The sequence below is a fragment of the Candidatus Roseilinea sp. NK_OTU-006 genome (assembly GCF_012931985.1).
Taxonomy (GTDB): Bacteria; Chloroflexota; Anaerolineae; order J036; family Brachytrichaceae; genus JAAFGM01.
In genome coordinates this window covers 82,888-100,258 of sequence record NZ_JAAFGM010000008.1, presented here as the reverse complement: position 1 = coordinate 100,258, position 17,371 = coordinate 82,888, and the positions used below count along the sequence as shown (strand labels likewise).

At 64.2% G+C, this 17,371-nt stretch carries 14 protein-coding genes; 7 read left to right on the top strand and 7 right to left on the bottom strand.

The window, feature by feature from the left end:
• Nucleotides 1-7: 7 nt before the first annotated feature.
• Nucleotides 8-2,092: an immune inhibitor A domain-containing protein gene (locus GXH28_RS06750; RefSeq protein ID WP_169238257.1), complete on the bottom strand. Its 2,085-nt coding sequence runs from the start codon at nt 2,090-2,092 to the stop codon at nt 8-10.
• Between the two features lie 198 nt (nt 2,093-2,290).
• Nucleotides 2,291-4,825, bottom strand: coding sequence for a phenylalanine--tRNA ligase subunit beta (pheT, locus tag GXH28_RS06745; RefSeq protein ID WP_169238256.1), 2,535 nt, complete (start codon nt 4,823-4,825; stop codon nt 2,291-2,293).
• A 194-nt stretch (nt 4,826-5,019) separates the two neighbouring features.
• On the opposite strand from pheT, the gene GXH28_RS06740 reads away from it, so the two are divergent.
• The 4 genes from GXH28_RS06740 to GXH28_RS06725 all read left to right on the top strand — a co-directional run bounded on the left by GXH28_RS06740 (nt 5,020) and on the right by GXH28_RS06725 (nt 8,765).
• The gene (locus GXH28_RS06740; RefSeq protein ID WP_169238255.1) at nt 5,020-6,003 is read left to right on the top strand and encodes an ROK family protein; all 984 of its coding nucleotides are present in this window, start codon (nt 5,020-5,022) and stop codon (nt 6,001-6,003) included.
• Nucleotides 6,004-6,075: 72 nt separating this feature from the next.
• On the top strand, nt 6,076-6,549 hold the full coding sequence (locus GXH28_RS06735) for an MgtC/SapB family protein (protein WP_169238254.1): 474 nt from the start codon (nt 6,076-6,078) through the stop codon (nt 6,547-6,549).
• A 171-nt stretch (nt 6,550-6,720) separates the two neighbouring features.
• A complete protein-coding gene (locus tag GXH28_RS06730) occupies nt 6,721-7,710 on the top strand; it encodes an aldo/keto reductase (RefSeq protein WP_169238253.1) in 990 nt (329 codons plus the stop codon).
• Nucleotides 7,707-8,765 carry a hypothetical protein gene (locus GXH28_RS06725; RefSeq protein ID WP_169238252.1) on the top strand — a complete coding sequence of 353 codons (1,059 nt, stop codon included), beginning with the start codon at nt 7,707-7,709 and terminating at the stop codon, nt 8,763-8,765. The genes GXH28_RS06730 and GXH28_RS06725 overlap by 4 nt, the downstream gene beginning before the upstream one ends.
• A gap of 33 nt (nt 8,766-8,798) precedes the next feature.
• On the opposite strand, the gene GXH28_RS06720 is transcribed toward GXH28_RS06725, so the two are convergent.
• From GXH28_RS06720 to GXH28_RS06700, 5 genes are all read right to left on the bottom strand, one after another.
• Entirely contained in the window at nt 8,799-9,851 is a 1,053-nt protein-coding gene (locus GXH28_RS06720; RefSeq protein ID WP_169238251.1) for an ABC transporter ATP-binding protein, read from the bottom strand.
• A 21-nt stretch (nt 9,852-9,872) separates the two neighbouring features.
• On the bottom strand, nt 9,873-10,745 hold the full coding sequence (locus GXH28_RS06715) for an ABC transporter permease (protein WP_169238250.1): 873 nt from the start codon (nt 10,743-10,745) through the stop codon (nt 9,873-9,875).
• Nucleotides 10,742-10,984, bottom strand: coding sequence for a hypothetical protein (locus tag GXH28_RS06710; protein ID WP_169238249.1), 243 nt, complete (start codon nt 10,982-10,984; stop codon nt 10,742-10,744). The genes GXH28_RS06715 and GXH28_RS06710 overlap by 4 nt, the downstream gene beginning before the upstream one ends.
• Before the next feature lie 18 nt (nt 10,985-11,002).
• Nucleotides 11,003-11,902 (bottom strand): ABC transporter permease, encoded by a 900-nt coding sequence (locus GXH28_RS06705; protein ID WP_445082647.1) that lies wholly within the window; start codon nt 11,900-11,902, stop codon nt 11,003-11,005.
• Nucleotides 11,903-11,967: 65 nt separating this feature from the next.
• A complete protein-coding gene (locus GXH28_RS06700; RefSeq protein WP_445082646.1) occupies nt 11,968-13,068 on the bottom strand; it encodes an ABC transporter substrate-binding protein in 1,101 nt (366 codons plus the stop codon).
• Between the two features lie 187 nt (nt 13,069-13,255).
• Here GXH28_RS06700 and GXH28_RS06695 point away from each other — a divergent pair, with 187 nt between their 5' ends.
• The 3 genes from GXH28_RS06695 (at nt 13,256) to lon (ending at nt 17,360) form a co-directional block, all read left to right on the top strand.
• Nucleotides 13,256-13,765 (top strand): peptidylprolyl isomerase, encoded by a 510-nt coding sequence (locus GXH28_RS06695; RefSeq protein WP_169238247.1) that lies wholly within the window; start codon nt 13,256-13,258, stop codon nt 13,763-13,765.
• Nucleotides 13,766-13,909: 144 nt separating this feature from the next.
• Nucleotides 13,910-14,728 carry a glutamate racemase gene (murI, locus tag GXH28_RS06690; protein WP_169238246.1) on the top strand — a complete coding sequence of 273 codons (819 nt, stop codon included), beginning with the start codon at nt 13,910-13,912 and terminating at the stop codon, nt 14,726-14,728.
• 76 nt (nt 14,729-14,804) lie between these two features.
• Nucleotides 14,805-17,360 (top strand): endopeptidase La, encoded by a 2,556-nt coding sequence (gene lon / locus GXH28_RS06685; protein ID WP_240550238.1) that lies wholly within the window; start codon nt 14,805-14,807, stop codon nt 17,358-17,360.
• Nucleotides 17,361-17,371: the final 11 nt, after the last annotated feature.

Genomic DNA, 17,371 nt, shown 5'->3' with positions numbered 1-17,371 from the left:
CGGCGGGTCACCTGATCTGCAGCTCGTATCCAGCCGGCTCGGTGGTGCCCTGCGTCGTGGGCGAGATGGCCAGCACGGCGCTGTGCACCGTGCCGCCGAAGTCGAGCATCAGCGCGCCGGCGTTGTCGGTGAGCGTCATGCGTTGGAGCCGACGCTTGCCGTCGCGGTCGGTGAGGATGACCTGCACTTGCCAGCGCTGCGGCAGCCAATTGCCGATGCGCACCCACCCTTCCGACCGCCAACCTAAATCGGCGCTGGCGTTGTCGTAGAAGCCGATCTCCGGGATGGCGATATTGTCTATGGCCAGCCCTTCGCGATTGATCGCGGCGTCGGTGACCATCTCGAAGCGCAGCAGAATCTTCTTGCCGGCGAATTCGTCCAGGCTGAGACGCTCATCCAACCAACGTGGGGCGTCGGCCTGTTCAGCCCCGCCGGATGGGCCGGTGTAGCCGCAGCCCAGGTTGGCGTTTTGGGGGTTGTCGGTCGTGCACGAGGTGGGCGCGAGCACCTTCCACGTCAGGCCGCCGTCCTCGCTGGCGGTGACGTAGGCATAGTCATAGCCCTGCTCCAGCCGATACCATGCCCGGTAGGTGAGTGTGGCGTGCGTGACGCCGGTCAAGTCCACCTCGCGCGTCAGGCGTGGGTTGCTGGCGTCGGCGCGATTAGACCACCAGAACGCGCCATCGGCTTCATCGGTCGGCAGCACCGAAACGATCGTTGAGCCGGTGAACACAATCGTCGTCGGTTGGCTTCCGCTCAGTTCGTAGTAGTGGGTGCCGAACTGCGCCAGCCCCGCGCGAACCGCGTATGGATAGTCCCGATCGCTCGGTTCGGCGCGCGTCGCCATCGGCGGCACGCGGATCGTGGCGTAGTGGTAGCGATTCGTCCCCGGCTCGATCGCCTCGCGGTTCATGTAGTTGGCGATGACGAAATCGGCGAACAGCGCTTCGAACGTAAGCGGTTGTCCGGTGTCGGGGTTCACTGCGCCGGCCTCGGCCAGCACCCGCATCAAAGCCCGCGCGCTGCGCTCCGGCGAGCGGGCGAACGTCCGCAGAATCGCCTCGCCGAAGCGGTCGTAGAGATAAGACCAGAACAGATAGCTTGCGCCGTAGTGCGCGCTGTTGCCGCCGGCGCTGCTCTCTTGCCAAGTGTTGAGCTGGGTGTCCGGCGCCGCGGCAAAGTCGTACACCGTCGTGACCGAATCGCCGTAGCCGTTCAGACGCTCTGCGAACTGCGCCGCCCCTTCTTCCAGCCATAGATCGGGCGCATGGGTCTGGTGGAAGCTGATCATGTGCTGGAATTCGTGGGCGATGGTGCTGAGATACGTTTCGCTGGCCGGATCGGATCCGTTGTAGCCGCGCGCGGCGTGCATGATGAAGATTTGCCCTTCGTTCGAGTCGCTGCGCACGGCCCGCGGATAGCTGTCGGGCGAGGAGAAATAGCCGCCGACCGTGCGGCCCAGGTTGAGGGCATGCACAATGTGGATGCGCGGGTCGCAATCCACGCCGGGCGAGTCCTCGCTGCCGAAGAACTCGCGCGTGCGCGGGTAAATTTGGCGGTCGAAGATCTCGACCGCGCGGCGCAGCTTATCCTGGTTCAAGCGCACCGGCGTGGGCGCATACTGCACCCACATGTAAACGTGCTCGCCTTTCTCTTCCAAGCGCGCTTTGATCTGGAACAACTCGTCGGTGTCCGAATTGGTCAGAGTGAAGGTGCGCGTCGCGCCGACCGGATACGCCGGGGCAAGCGCCGGACAACTGACCTCGGCTTCCTTCGGCGATACGCCTTTGAAGCGGATTGCCAGCTCGGCGAGGTCCTCGCGGGGCAACACGGCGGTGGTGATGGTCTCGATCGGATCGTCGGACGCGCCGGCGCCGGGCTGCAGCGTTGGGCGGATCACCTCGATCGGCGGATTGGGCGTCTTGACCTGGGTGACAGGCGGGCTATCAATATCCGGATCCGGTGGCAAGTCTAGAGACGTGAAGACGCGCGCGGCCATCCAAATCAGGCTGGCGCCCATGGCGCCGAAGCAGGCGCAAATCAAGATCAAGCCCACGATGATGGCGATCCAGGCGTTGCGATAGTTGTTCATGATTCTGGTTTAGAACGGCGCTATGACGACGCTACCTCTGAGGCGCGCTTAGCGCCGCGATAAGCGCGATTCGATTGCGGCGTTGCCTGCGGCCAAGCCGAGCCGTTTGACGCACGGCGACGCGCGTATGCTATGGCCAATCGCTAACTGCCCGGCGGTGTCAATCGCGAATCTGAGTGCTCGATCTCGATTGGAGCTTCACCGGCGCACGGTCGCGCCGAGTTGCCCCTCGAGCGCGCGAATGATTTTGGCGCGCAATGTCTCCACATCCTTGTCGGTGAGCGTCCGGTCTTCGGCCTGATAGGTCAGCGAGTAAGCGAGGCTTTTCTTGCCTGAGCCGATCTGCTCGCCGCGGTAGACATCGAATAGGCGCAGATCGCGCAGCAGCGCGCCGCCGGCCTGGCGGATCGTCCGCGCCACGGCTGCCGCCGGCACGGCTTCGTCCACGACGATGGCCAAGTCTTCAATGGTGGCCGGGAAGCGCGGCAGGTCTCGGATCGCATAGTCCCGGGCCGCGGCGTGGCGCAGCGCTTCCAAGTCGAAATCGGCGATGAGCACGGGCCGATCGGCGGGCAGCCCCCATGCGTCGCGCACGCGCGGGTGCAACTCGCCCAGGAGGCCTAACAGCATCCCCGAGGCGTCGCATGCGCGCACCGCGGCCGTTCGGCCTGGGTAGTAGGTCGGGTGCGTCGTCGGCTCGTAGGTCACCTCGCCGAGGTGCAGCCCATCCAGCAGCGATTCGACCACGCCCTTCAGGTCGTAGAAATCCATGACGGGCGCGCCGTCCGCGTTGTGGGTGCGCCAGGAGGGTTCGGCGCGTGCGCCGCTCATCGCGATGGCCAGGCGCGGCTGTTCTTCGGGCAGGCCCCCCTCGCTGCCGGGCAAGAAAACGGCGCCGATCTCGAAAATCGCCACGCGCGCATGATGGCGCAGGTTGGCCGTGAGCACCTCCAGCGCGCCGCTCACCAGGGTGTGGCGCATCGCAGTGCGCTCGGGATTGATCGGGTTGGCCAGCATGACGTAGGGCCGGTGATCGGCCGGTGTGTTGGGCGCGTAGATGCGCGCCTCTTGTTCCGGCGAGGTCAAGCGATAGGTGACGATCTCTTGCAAGCCGGCGCCTACCAGCAAGTCGCGCACGCGTTCCTCAAAGTCGAGCGCGGGGTTGCCGTGGATGGGCGGCAGCGCGTCGGCCATCAGCGTCTCCGGGATGCGATCGTAGCCGTAAATGCGGGCGATCTCCTCGATGAGGTCGTGTTCGCCCTCGATGTCCAAGCGATGCTCGGGAGCCGTCACCATCAGGCGCGGCGGTTGGGGAGCAGGCGCGGCGACTCCTGGCTGCGCGCGCTCGCCCTCGGCCTTGACCTCGAATTCCAGCAAACGCAGGATGCGCGTCATCTCCTCGACCGTCATCTCGACGCCGAGCAGCTTGTTCACCCGCTCTGGATGCAGCGCGATGCGGACGGGTGGAGCCGGCGAAGGGTAGGCGTCGAGGATGCCTCGGCTGATGACGCCGCCGGCGTACCGCTGCAGCAGGTGCAGCCCGCGCCGCTGGGCGACCATCGCCAGCGCCGGATGCACGCCGCGCGAGAAGCGATACGAGGCCTCGCTGTGCAAGTTGTGGTAACGCGCGGTCTTGCGGATGCTGATGTTGTCCCACGATGCCGCCTCGAACAGCACGTTGCGCGTTGATTCTTTCACCTCGCTGTCGGCGCCGCCCATCACGCCGGCCAGGCTAAGCGGGCCGATTTCGTCGCATACCAGGATGTCGGTCGGCTGCAAATCGCGCGTTTGCCCGTCCAGGGTAGTGAGGGCCTCGCCCGGCTCGGCCAGGCGCGTGGTGATCGTGCGGATGCCGCTCGGCCCGATCCGCACGGCGTCCAGGTCGAAGGCGTGCGTCGGCTGGCCGAATTCGAGCATGACGTAGTTGGAAATGTCCACGATGTTATTGATCGCGCGCATGCCGCACAACGCCAGCCGCCGCTGCATCCAAAAGGGCGAGGGGCCGATCGTGACGCCCCGAATAACGCCGGCGGTGAAGCGCGGGTTCAATCGTGAATTGCGAATCTCGATGCGCAGCTCGCCTTCGATCGGTTCACCCTCGGCGGTGAAGTCCATCGGCGGGTAGCGGACGGTCTGACCGGTGAGCGCGGCGACTTCGCGCGCGATGCCGATGATGGACGCGGCGCGGGCTGTGCTGGGCAAGATGGCGACCTCCAACACGACGTCGCCGAGATAATCGGCCAGCGGCGCGCCAACCGGCGCATCGTCGGGCAAGATGAGGATGCCTTCGTGTTCGTCGCTCAGCCCCAATTCTTTCTCGCTGCACACCATCGAGTCGTTCTTGATGCCGCGCAACGTCGCTGCTTTCAAGGTCATGATGACCTTGCCCGCTTTGTGGCCGTCGTATAGGCGCGCGCCTTTCAGCGCCAACACCACCTTTTGCCCGCTGTCGCCGGGCCGAATGTTCGGCGCGCCGGTGACGACCGTGATCGGCTGCCCTGTGCCGTAGTCCACAGTGGCCAACAGCAAACGGTCGGCGTTGGGGTGGCGTTCGACCTGAAGCAGTTGACCGACGAAGATTTTGTCGCGATCCCACGGCAGCTCACTGCCGGGCAATCCGACATACTCGATGTGCTCGACCTCGAAGCCGGCCAGCGTCAACTTTTCGGCCAGAACATCCACCGGCAGGGTGACTTCGACGTATTCTCGCAGCCAGGAGATTGGAACGCGCATGATGATGTGCGGCTCATTTCACTTTGCAAAATGGCTGTGGGATTCTAACATTGGCGCGTATTCGTGCGGGACGCATCAGGGTTGCGGAGGATTTGCGCCTGTGCGTTGTTGCGCAGCGCGAAGAATGCGGCTTTCGGCCAGGGTGGATAATCTGCCGAACGACAACAACACATGGGGACAACGGAGATGCAATCGTGGCATCAAAATACGCAATCGGTGTAGACCTGGGCGGCACGAAGATCCTCGCCGCAGTCGTAGACGCACAGGGCAGCGTGCGCGCAGCGGCAAAAAAGGCGACGCAAGCCGAGAAAGGCCCAGAGGCCGTCATCAACCGCATCCGGAAAGCGATGGATGAAGCGCTGGATAAGGCGAAGCTCACGAAGGATCGAGTCGCTGCCATCGGCATTGGCGCGCCGGGCATCATAGACAGCGTCAACGGCGTGGTGATTAGCCTGACCAACCTGCCTGGTTGGCACAACATCGCGATTGCCCAGTCGCTGCGGCGCTGGCATGCGGTCCCCGTGTCGCTGTCGAACGACGTGCGCGTGGCGGCGGTGGGCGAGCATCGCGTGGGCGCCGGTCTGGGCGTGCACAGTATGATCGCTGTGTTCGTCGGCACGGGCATTGGCGGCGGCATCATCGTCAACGACAAGCCATGGGTCGGCTTTCGTTCGAGCGCCGGCGAGGTGGGTCACATGGTCATCCTGGCCGATGGCCCCTACGCACCCGGCGGTGGGATCCGCGGTGGCATTGAAGCGCTGGCCAGCCGCAGCGCCATTGACCGTGACCTGCGCGCGGGCATCGCTGCCGGACGCAAGAGTGTGCTGCCTGACCTGCTCAAGGAGAAGGGCAACGACGCGATCACCAGCAGTGTGCTGGCCAAGGCCGTGAGCAAGAATGATCCGCTGACGATCGAGGTGTTGCGCCGTGCAGCCTATTACCTCGGCCTACACGCGGCCAGCCTGATCAACGCCTTCGACCCGGAGATGCTCGTCTATGGCGGCGGGGTGATCGAAGCGCTGGGCGAGTGGATGGTGGCCCAGATCCGCGATGTGGCCAAGCAGCATGCCATCAATCGGACTGGGCTGGACAAGGTCAAGATCGTCGAGGCAAAGTTGGGCGAACAAGCCGGGGCCATTGGCGCGGCGCTCATGGCGCTGGACGCGCTAAAGGCCTGACGGCGCGATGGGATGGCGCGACGCTCGCGCACAAACGAAGGACGAGAGCGCTATCCTGGTGGGGCAGGGCGTATGGCCGTTGAACTACAACTCGAGTTATGCGTGCGCATTGCTGTGGCAGCGTTGCTCTCGTCGCTGGTTGGCCTCGAACGCGAGTTGCAAGGTCATTCCGCCGGATTGCGCACGCACATGTTGGTGGGCCTGGGTGCAGCGTTATTCACCGTGCTATCCCTATTCGCGTTCAAGGAAGGCGATCCTGGCCGCATCGCGGCGCAGATCGTCACCGGCGTGGGCTTCCTCGGCGCAGGCACCATCATTCAACGTCGTGACCGGCATACGCCACATGGCTTGACGACGGCGGCCGGCATCTGGGCGGTGTCGGCCATCGGCATGGCCTGCGGCGTTGGGGCGTACGTGCTCGGCGTCTTCAGCACGCTCTTTGTGTTGTTCGTGTTGATCCTGCTGGCGCGCATCAGCGAGCGGATTCATGCCGCGAAAAAGGGCAAGGCGGACTCCGGGCACGCCGCACAGCTCGACAGGCGCTAGCGCCTGTGCAGAATGCCCGCCGGGGTAGACGCTGCGGATCGGCGCAGGCAATGCCTCCCCCTGTCCGGTTCACGTCACGCGTTGGGTTCCGAATGTCCGTTTAGCCGTCGGCAGGGCTGCTGCGATAATCCGATTTCCGGCAAAATCTGTTACTGAGGAGCGACGAACGACATGACGACAAATACTCTCCCGCGCCGCAGGGTTGGGCGCACCGCGCTGGAAGTTACGCACATCGGCCTGGGCACGGCATTCTTGCTTGGGCTGGATGTGGTGAGAGAGGACGCGCCGGCCATTGCTACGGTGCATGCTGCGTTGGATCAGGGGATCAACTTTATTGACACAGCGGCGCTCTATTCGCGCGGACAGGCCGAACGCGTGGTCGGCGAAGCGCTGCGCGGCGTGCCGCGCGACCGGTTCGTCATTCAGACTAAGGCCGGCCGCTTCCCCAAGCCGGACGGCGGCTCGTATCACGACTACTCGCGCGAGGCGATCCTGCGCAGCGTGGAGAACAGCATGAAGCTGTTGGGCGTGGATCGTCTAGATAGTGTGTTGGTGCACGACGCCGACGGCGACAAGTTCAACCGTGGTCAGGGCGCCAGCCTGGAAGATACTTACTTCCGCGACGCGCTCGATCACGCCTTCCCCACGTTGCTCGAGCTGCGCAGCCAGGGTGTGATCGGCGCAGTGGGCGCTGGCATGAACCAGTGGCAGATGGAATGGGAGTTCGCCAAGCGCGTGGACGTGGACTGTTTCCTGCTCGCCGGCCGTTACACGCTACTCGAACAGACCTCGCTCGACTTCCTCGAATATTGCCGGCAGCGAAACATCGCAATCTTCCTGGGCGGCGTGTTCAACAGCGGTATCCTGGCCACCGGCCCACGCGAGGGGGCAAGTTACAACTACGCTGCGGCGCCGGCGCACGTGATCGAGAAGGCCAGGAAGATTGATGCGGTTTGCGCGCGCTATGGCGTGCCGCTGCGCGTGGCGGCCTTGCATTTTGCCATGGCGCACCCCGCCGTCGTTTCGGTGGTGCTGGGCGCGCAGAAGCCCGAAGAGGTCATCGCGAACGTCGCCGCAGCGCAACAGACCCCGCCAGCAGCGCTGTGGGCTGACCTGAAACGCGAAGGGCTAATCGCGCCCGAAGCGCCGACGCCGGCATGAGCGCTCTGCCGCCGATCCTTCTGCTCGACGTTGACGGCACGCTGATCGAAGATCGCGGCTATCGCTGCGCACAAGTCGAAGCGGCGCGCTTCGTGTGCCGCAAGTGGGGCTTGCCCGACTACACGCCGACCGAGGACGAAATCAACGTCCTGCACGCGTGCGGCTTCTCGAACGAATGGGATTCGACCGCGTTCAACGTCGGCATCAATCTGCTGGCGCATCATCGCGGCAGCCCAAGCCGCCCCGACTTTGCCGCCTGGGCGATCCGGACGCGCGCGTTCACCGGCCTGCCGCACGAGCGCGCCCGCGCGCTGTTGCTGAGCGAAGCGCCGCCCGACCTGCACCCGCGCATTCATCGCTTGCTCGACGATGTGCGCGACCCGCGCGTGAGCGAGACCACTCGGCTGCTCTACACCTTTGTGCTCGGATCGGCGCGTTTTGCGCAATACTTCGGCCTGCAGGCCGAAATCGAGACGCCATCGTTCCTGGAGACGATGGATGTGCCGATCCCGCACGCCCGCAGCCGACAGATCATCCGCGCGCATCCGGCTAGCGCCTACACAGCGCGCCCCACGCTTCCCCCCGACGGCAGCCGCCCTGGCCTCTACCAGACGCCGGAAGGCGAGATCGCGTTGGCCCAGTTGGACATGGCCGAGTTGCCGCTCATGGGTCTGGGGCCGATGCAGTGGCTGGCCGACGTGAAGGGTGGCTCAATCTGGGATTACGCCAAGCCGGCGCTCGTCCAGCCCATCGCGGCTATGCTGGCTGCGATCGGCTGCCCGCTGCGGGAAGCTGCCTTGGCGGCCTATGCGTTCGTCGCACAAGGAGAGCGGGGCGGCGTCGAGCGGCTCGCCGGTCGGCGAGTGATCGTCTTTGAGGATAACGCCGGCGGGGTGCGCGCCGTCCGTCAGGCGGCGGTTGCCCTGCGAGAGGCCGGCATTCACCTCTGGGTTGCTGGCTTCGGTGTGGCGCGCGACCCCGCCAAACGCGCGGCGTTGGCCGAAGTGTGCGACCGGCTGTTCGAGGATGTGAACGCTGCGCTGGCGGCTTTGTAGCCGGGGTCGCGGCCCGAGGCGTTTACCGTTGCGCTACTCGACGACGCGCGCCGCCTCCGGCGCGAAGCTGATTGCCACGGTGTCACCGGCGTGGGGCGGCGTGAAGTTGGGATTGTTCAGCGCGTCGGCGACGAACGTCGAACCGTTCACGCTCAACTGCACGCGCACGATCGAGCCCAGGAAGGTGACGCCCTCCACCTTGGCGATCAGCCGGTTGTCGCCCGGCGCCGCGCCGTTCAGCGTGATCGTCTCCGGACGCAAGGCAATCGTCACGGCATCGCCGGGGCGCTTATCGCTCAGCGGCTGCGTTAGCCGCACCGGCTGGCCGCCGACCATCACGCAGCCATCGGCACCGGCCGTGCCACGCAGCGTGCTGAGCGTGCCGACGAAGCGGGCCACGAACTCCGTCTGTGGCCGATTGTAAATATCGAACGGTGTGCCGACCTGCTCCACACGTCCGGCGTTCATCACCACGATCCGGTCGGAGAGCGCCAGCGCCTCTTCCTGATCGTGCGTGACGTAAATGGTGGTGATGTGCAGGGCTTGTTGGATGCGCCGGATTTCGTTGCGCAGCTCGTCGCGGATCTTCGCGTCGAGCGCAGAGAGCGGCTCGTCCAGCAGCAACACACGCGGCTGGATGGCCAGCGCGCGGGCCAGCGCCACGCGTTGCTGCTGGCCGCCGGAGAGCTGGTGGCTGTAGCGCTTGCCGTAGCCCTCCATCTGGATCAACGCCAGCATCTCTTTCACCCGCTGCTGGATGAGCTGCGCAGGCGCTTTGGCCATGCGCAGGCCAAAGGCGATATTGTCGGCCACGGTCATGTTGGGGAAGAGCGCGTAGGACTGGAAGACCATGCCCAGCCGGCGCTTGTTGGGCGGCGTGTCGGTCACGTCCTCGCCGTCAATGCGAATCCGACCCTCGGTCGGCTGCTCGAAGCCGGCGATCATGCGCAGCGTGGTGGTCTTGCCGCAGCCGCTCGGTCCGAGAAACGAGACGAACTCGCCCTTGGCCACATCCAGGTCGAACGACTCGACGGCAACCGTCGCGCCGAATACCTTGCGCAGATGGATCAACTCGAGATAGGCCATGACGTGCAACCCGTGATAGTTTTACCTCATTCCGGTCATCTGCGTTTGGCCGGTGCCGCGGCCCACGCGCTGGATGAGCAGCACCAGAATCCACACGAGCACGAAGCTGATGATGGTCAGCGCCGCCGGCTCGAAGATTTTGTTGTTGCCGACCGATGCCATGTACGAGCCGAACGCGCGTTCGTCGGGGAACAGGAAGTTGGCCAGTGTGTATTCGCCGATGGCGATGGCGAAGGTGAGCAGCGCCGCACTGAGCACGGCCACGCGCAGATTGGGCAGGATCACCTGCAGGATGATCGCCGGCCAGCCGGCGCCCAGGCTGCGCGCCGCCTCGGTGAGCGTGCGAATGTCAATCGCCCGCAGGCCGATGTCCACCGAGCGATACGTGTAAGGCAAGACGGCGATGGTGTAGCCACCGACCAACAAGGCGACTGTGCCCAGCTCGGTGTTCGTCAGCGAGAAGGGCGGGCCGCTATACGTGCGCAGCAGGCCAAAGGTGAGCACGATGCCGGGGATGGCGAACGGGAGCACGGTGAAGAACTCTATCACCGGCTTCAGCCTCGGCACGCGCAGGTGCACCCAATAGGCCGTGGGCACGACGATGGCGGTGCTCACGATGATGGTCAGCACGGCCATCAGACAAGAGAAAAGCAGCGATGAGTAGAAGCGCGGCAGGTTGAGGGTGATCTTGAGCGGCGACGCTTGCACTTGGAGCACCTTGTCGGGCTCCGGGATAGAGAGCACATTGGTGTAGGCCGTGAAGCCGATCTCGCCGCGCCGGGCGCGCAGCGAATAGTCGAACTGCGTCGCCAGCGGCACGATCAGATATGCCGCGCAGACGATGAAGATGGCCCAAGCGAAGAGGCGTGCAGCGAGGGAGCGTCCGCCGGTCATGGAACTTCGACCTCATCCTGTGGGGTGTCGAGCCTGAATTTGCGCCGGATGCGGCCTAGGTCTTCGGGGAACTCCACATCGCTCTCGATGTCGCCGCAGGTGCAGCACACATAGCGCGCGACCGGCGCGCTGGTGAAATAGCCGCCCCAATCCACGATGATGGATGTCTCGTCTTGCTGTCCGGCCACGCGAGCGATCACGTCGCTGCCGCATTTTGGGCAAATGCCGGTGGTCTTCATCTCCCCGCTCCTCCGGCGCTAACGCAACCAGCGCGCTGTGACGCGCTGCAACCCAACATACAACGCGATGGATATCGCCAGGATCACGACCATGCCGAAGGCCAACGCATAGCTCAAGCCGGGGTTGTAGAGCACATCACCGCGAATTTGTCGGCTGATCACGCGGGTCACCACGTCCACCTTGCTGCCGGTGAGCGCTTCGGCGGTGGCATAGGCGCCGAAGGCGTTGCCGAACAACAACACCGTCGCACCCAGGAACGACGGCAACAAAATCGGAAGGCCAACATAGCGCCAGAAGTCGAACGGCGTGCCGCCCAGGTTCGTAGCGGCCTCGAGCCACTCCCGCTTCAACCCATCGAACGCTGGCACCATGATCAGCAGCATGAGCGGGAATTGAAAATACAGATAGGCCAGGATCAAGCCCTGCACGGTGTAGATGCTGAAGCCGGCAGCATATAGGTCAATGCCGAAGACATTGCGGAGGAAGACCGGCAGCGCGCCGGTGCGACCGAGCAAAGTAATGAAGGCAAACGCCAGCGGGATACCGCCGAAGTTCGCCGCCACGCTGCTGAAGGTGATGACGCCCGAGCGAATGCGGCCCGAGAGACCGCCCCAGGTAATCGCGTAGGCCAGCAACGCGCCTAGGCTCGCGCCGACCACCGCTGTAACGACGCTCAACTCGATGCTGGTGCGATACGACTCCAGGATGAGCGGTTGGAAGAGCCCGGCGATGTTGTCGAGCGTGAAGTTGCCATTCGGGTTGCGAAATGCGCCGGCCATGATCGTCAGCGAGGGCAGCAGAAGGAAGGCGAAGACGAACAGAAAGAACGGCAGCGTCCCCAGCCAGGCCCACGACACCGGTGGGCCGGCCGGCTTGGTTCTGGGAGCGGCGATCGTGGTATCCATCGCGCTAGACAGAATCACAGAAACCAGGTTTCTCTAGGAAACCTGGTTTCTGCGACGATTCTACGGCCATCGGCAGCTCACTGGAGCTTGCGGAACTCGATCTTGGTCACCTTGTCCCAGTTTTCGGCCAGCAGTTGCTTGTGCTTGTTCAACTGCTCCAGTGTGGGGAAGGTGGCTTTCGCATACAGTTCGTCCGACGGCAGCTTGGCAGCCAGGTCTGCGGGGATCACCTTGCGCGCCACCAAGTCGTTGTAGCGCGTCGGATGGCAATAGCCCTTGATCCAGATCAGCGAGCCTTCATCGGAGAAGACGTGCTCCATCCACAGCTTAGCAGCGTTAGGATGCGGCGCATACTTGCTGATGGCGGTGGCATAGTGGCCAGCGAGTTGCGCCGACTTAGGGATGACCACCTCGATGTTGATGCTGTCCTTGTTGGCGTCGCGTTGGGCCAGCGCGTTGTAGTCCCAGTCGAAGACAATCGGCGTCTCGCCACGGCCGAAGGTTTGCTGGTTCCACGACGGCAGGAAGTTGCCGATAGCATTGAGCTGCGCGAAGAACTCCAGGCCTTTCGACGAGTCGTCAGGTGAGCCGCCCATGGCCAATGCGGCGTTGAACACCGCCTGGGCCTGCGAGTTGCCGATGCGCGGGTCGTTGATCGAGACCATGCCCTTGTACTCCGGCTTGAGCAGATCGGCGAAGTCCTGCGGCACGGCGGGGACGGCATCCACGTTCACCTGCATCGCCATCACGCCGTAGTAGTTGCCGGTCCACAGGCCGTCGGGGTGCTTCAGGTTATCGGGGATGGTGTCCCAGGTCGAGACCTTGTAGGGCGCGACGAGGTCTTCCTCGACCGCCTGCACGGCGAAGGCCGGGCCGATGTCAAGCACGTCGGGCGCTTGCGGGCCTTTGTTGTCCTTGTTGGCCTTCACTGCCTCCAGCTCCTCGGCGGAGCCGGCGTCGGGCGTGATCTCGTTGACCTTCAAACCATACTTCTGCTTGAAGGTTTCGATCATCTCGCCGTAGTTGCACCAGTCGTGCGGCAGGGCGATGACGTTTAGCTCACCTTCGGCCTGCGCCGCAGCGATCAGCGCTGCCATGTTCGTCGCTTCCTGCGCTTGGGGCATGGCAGTCGCAGCGGCGGTCCCTTCCTTTGTCTGCTGCACAGCCTCAGGCACCATCCTGGCCTGCGGCGTGGTAGCGCAAGCGGCCAACGCGAGCGCCATCGTCGTAGTCAGCATGAACACGTTGATCTTTCTCATGATGTCCTCCGGTTAGTCACAGGCGCATTTCAACCAAAATCCTTTAAGGGACGAATGGGTTTGTGTGAAGAAAGCCTTAACGCTGCGGCGTGAGAGAATGCGCGCTATGGCAAAGCAATACAAATCCCCGCCACCCCTGGTCATTGACCCGGCTAAGAAATACAAGGCGCGGCTCAAGACTGGCAAGGGCGACATCGTGATCGAGCTGTTCGCTGATAAAGTTCCCCGCACGGTCAACAACTTCGTCTTCCTGGCGCGCGAGGGTTACTACGACGGCACGACCTTCCATCGCGTGATCAAGGGTTTTATGGTCCAGGGGGGCGACCCTACCGGCACCGGCCGCGGCGGCCCCGGCTATCAGTTCGAGGACGAGTTCCATCCCGCGCTCAGACATGATGAGCCGGGTGTTTTGTCCATGGCTAACGCCGGCCCGAACACCAACGGCTCGCAGTTCTTCATCACGCACGTCGCCACGCCGTGGCTGGACGGCAAACACGCCGTCTTCGGCCGGGTGATCGAAGGCATGGACGTGGTGAATGCCATCCCCGAACGCGACCCAGGCCGTGCCCGCCAACCCGGCGAGGCGTTGATCCGTGTGGAGATCATCGCGGAGTAACGTTGGGGAGTGTCAGCGGTGTCGAAAGTGTTCAGCGTGTCGGTGATGCCCAGAGTGTTCGCAGCGCCGATCGCGTCGAAGCAGGTGGCGGCGCCTCGGTGCTTGTGAAGCCGTGACGCGACCGACATTGGACAAGCCTTTCCCTTGATAGGCGTCTTCGATTCCGGCGTCGGTGGACTGTCGGTGTGGCGCGAAATCGTCCGACTTATCCCCGATGCCCCGCTGACCTATCTCGCCGATCAAGCGCACGTCCCTTATGGCGAGCGATCGCTCGACGAGGTGCGTGCGCTCACGCTGCGCGCCGCCGGTTGGTTGATCGCGCGCGGCTGCCGCGTCGTCGTCATCGCGTGCAACACCGCTTCGGCTGCGGCGCTCGAGGCGTTGCGCGCCACCTTCCCGACGACGCCGTTCGTCGGCATGGAGCCGGCCATCAAGCCGGCGGCGCTGCACACGCGAACGGGCGTGGTCGGCGTGTTGGCGACGCCGACCACGCTGCGGAGCGCGCGTTACGCCAGCCTGGTTTCGCGCTGGGGGCGCGATCTGCACATCATCGAACAGCCCTGCCTCGGCTGGGTAGAGGCCGTGGAGCGAATGCAGTCGCAAGTCGGCAGCGCAGAGGACGCCGAGTTGCGTCGCCTGGTCGGCGACTGTGTCATGCCGCTCTTGGCACAGGACGCCGATACGCTGGTGCTGGGATGCACACACTTCCCCTTTCTCCGGCCGTGGATCGAGCAGGCGATCAGCGCGTGGCAGGCAGCGCATCCGGTCGCGCATGCCGTGACGGTCTTTGACCCGGCGCCGGCCGTCGCCCGCCGCACGCGGCAGGTGTGGCTCGAACTCACTTTATCTGCCGACGGAACGCCGGCGCGTGAATTCTGGACCACCGGATCCGCCGGCCGGTTTGCGCAGGTTGCGTCGGTGCTGCTGGGCTACCCTGTACCGGCGCGGTTGCTGACCCTCTAACGCCCGATCAACGCTCGCGCGGTAAGTGTGTTAACCTATGCGCGAAAGCATGCAAAGGAATCCATTGGATCTACTCTTGTTGGACCATCTGCTGGAAGAAATGGCCGACGAGAACGAGCCGACCGATGCGCCGGCTCAGGAACAGCAATCCGGCACAGGCCGATCGGAGTCGTTGGGGGTGCTGCCCATCCTACCGTTGCGCGGCGTGCTGGTCTATCCGCTGTCGGCATTGCCGTTGCGCGTGTCGCAGCCACGTTCGATTCGCCTGATTGACGATGTGACCCTGCGCAAAATGCCGATTGGGTTGGTGGCCAGCAAGCACCCGGAGAAAGACGAGCCGGGGCCGGAGGACATCTTTACCGTCGGCACGATCGCCACGATCGCGCGTCACTTCAAGGCGCCGGACGGCGTGGTCAACATGATCGTGCAAGGCGCGGAGCGCTTCCGCATCGTCGAGATCGTCAGCGAAGACCCCTACATCGTCGCCAAGGTCGAGCCGCTGCCGGAGATGTGGGAGAACTCCCTCGAGATCGAGGCGCTGCGGCGCAACATCAGCGAGGGCTTCAACAAGATGGCCGAATTGCGCCCGGATATGCCCGACGAATTGGCGCAGATGATCCAGAGCATCGAGGACCCGCGCCAGCTCACCTATGCCGTCGCGACGTACACGCGCATAGACCTGGACGATGCGCAACGGCTGCTCGAGATGGACGGTCTGCCCAATAAGATGCTCTTCTTGCTCCAGCTCTTGAACAAAGAGTTGGAAGTGCTCCAGCTCGGCAAGAAGATTCAGAGCGAAGCGCAGAGCGAGATGGAGAAGGTGCAGCGGGAGTACTTCTTGCGCGAGCAGATCAAGGCCATCCAGCGCGAACTGGGCGAGGCCGATGAGCAGCAGATCGAGATCAACGCCTTCCGCGAAAAGATCGCCGCCAGCGGCATGAACGAGGAAGCGCGCAAAGAGGCCGAGCGCGAACTCGACCGTATGGCGAAGATGCCGACGCAGTCTGCCGAATACAGCGTTATTCGCACCTACCTGGACTGGATGGTGTCGTTGCCCTGGCAGAAGACCACGCAGGACAACCTGGACATCGCCCATGCGCGCCAAGTGCTGGACGAGGACCACTACGGCCTCCAAGACATCAAAGAGCGCATCCTGGAATTCCTGGCCGTGCGCAAGCGCCGCCAGGAGTTGCAAGCGGCGAGTGCCCAGTTGCAGGCGGAGGCGCAGCCGACAAATGAGGCGCAGCCTGCCCACCTGCAACCCGAGGCCGACTGGATCCGCCGCGAGCGCGAGGGCGTGATCTTGTGCTTCGTCGGTCCGCCGGGCGTGGGCAAGACGTCGCTGGGCGCCAGCATCGCGCGGGCGATGGGCCGCAAGTTCATCCGCATGAGCGTGGGCGGCATTCGCGACGAGGCCGAGATTCGCGGCTTCCGCCGCACCTACATCGGCAGCATGCCCGGCCGGATCATCCAGAGCATCCGCCGCGCCGAGAGCCGCAATCCCGTCTTCATGCTCGACGAGGTGGACAAGATGGGCAGCGACTTCCGCGGCGATCCGTCCAGCGCCTTGCTCGAGGTGCTCGACCCCGAGCAGAACCGCGAGTTCCGCGATCACTACCTGGACGTGCCGTTCGACCTTTCGCAGACCATGTTTATCTGCACGGCGAACACGCTGGAGACCATCCCCGGCCCGTTACGCGATCGCATGGAGATCCTGCAACTGAGCGGCTACACCGAGAGCGAGAAGCTGCACATCGCCCAGGGCTATCTGGTGCCGCGCCAACTCAAGGAGAACGGCCTGCGCCCCGGCGAGGTGACCTTCAGCGACGAAGCGATCCTGAAGCTGATGCGCGAGTACACGCGCGAAGCCGGCGTGCGCAACCTGGAGCGTGAGATCGGCAACATTTGCCGCAGGTTGGTGGCGCGCGCCCAAGAGGGCAAGGTGACGTTGCCCTTCCACGTCACGCCCGAGAGCCTGCCTGACCTGCGCGGCAAGGCCAAGTTCTACGACGAAGTCGTCGAACGCACCGAGATCCCCGGTGTGGCTACCGGCATGAGCTGGACGCCGGTGGGCGGTGAGATCATCTTCATCGAGGCCACGCGCATGCCCGGGTCGAAGGGCTTTCAACTCACCGGCCAGCTCGGCGATGTGATGAAGGAGAGCGCCCAGGCGGCGCTCTCGTACGTGCGCAGCCACGCCGGCGATCTGAAGATTGACCCAAAGATCTTCGACAAGAGCGACATTCATATCCACGTGCCGGCCGGCGCGCAGCCGAAGGACGGCCCCTCGGCGGGCGTGACCATCGCCACAGCATTGGCGTCGTTGTTCACCGGCCGCAAGGTGCGCCACGACGTGGCCATGACGGGCGAGATCACGCTGCGCGGCTCGGTGCTGCCGGTGGGTGGCATCAAAGAGAAGGTGCTCGCCGCGCATCGCGCTGGGTTGAAGACGATCATCCTGCCCAAGCGCAACGAGCCGGACCTGGAGGATTTGCCGCCGGAAGTGCGCGACTCGTTGAAGTTCGTCTTGGTGGACCGGGTGGAGCAGGCTTTGGCCGCAGCGCTGATGCCGGCAAAGCGCGGGCGCGAACAGAGCAATGGCAAGGCGCGCGCTAAGCGGTCAAAAAAGTAAATCGAGGATCA

Bases quoted from the DNA above. Each gene is read 5' to 3' on its own strand.
- GXH28_RS06750 (WP_169238257.1), bottom strand. From the start codon at position 2,092: ATGAACAACTATCGCAACGCCTGGATCGCCATCATCGTGGGCTTGATC.
- pheT (WP_169238256.1), bottom strand. From the start codon at position 4,825: ATGCGCGTTCCAATCTCCTGGCTGCGAGAATACGTCGAAGTCACCCTG.
- GXH28_RS06735 (WP_169238254.1), top strand. From the start codon at position 6,076: ATGGCCGTTGAACTACAACTCGAGTTATGCGTGCGCATTGCTGTGGCA.
- GXH28_RS06730 (WP_169238253.1), top strand. From the start codon at position 6,721: ATGACGACAAATACTCTCCCGCGCCGCAGGGTTGGGCGCACCGCGCTG.
- GXH28_RS06725 (WP_169238252.1), top strand. From the start codon at position 7,707: ATGAGCGCTCTGCCGCCGATCCTTCTGCTCGACGTTGACGGCACGCTG.
- GXH28_RS06720 (WP_169238251.1), bottom strand. From the start codon at position 9,851: ATGGCCTATCTCGAGTTGATCCATCTGCGCAAGGTATTCGGCGCGACG.
- GXH28_RS06715 (WP_169238250.1), bottom strand. From the start codon at position 10,745: ATGACCGGCGGACGCTCCCTCGCTGCACGCCTCTTCGCTTGGGCCATC.
- GXH28_RS06710 (WP_169238249.1), bottom strand. From the start codon at position 10,984: ATGAAGACCACCGGCATTTGCCCAAAATGCGGCAGCGACGTGATCGCT.
- GXH28_RS06700 (WP_445082646.1), bottom strand. From the start codon at position 13,068: ATGGTGCCTGAGGCTGTGCAGCAGACAAAGGAAGGGACCGCCGCTGCG.
- GXH28_RS06695 (WP_169238247.1), top strand. From the start codon at position 13,256: ATGGCAAAGCAATACAAATCCCCGCCACCCCTGGTCATTGACCCGGCT.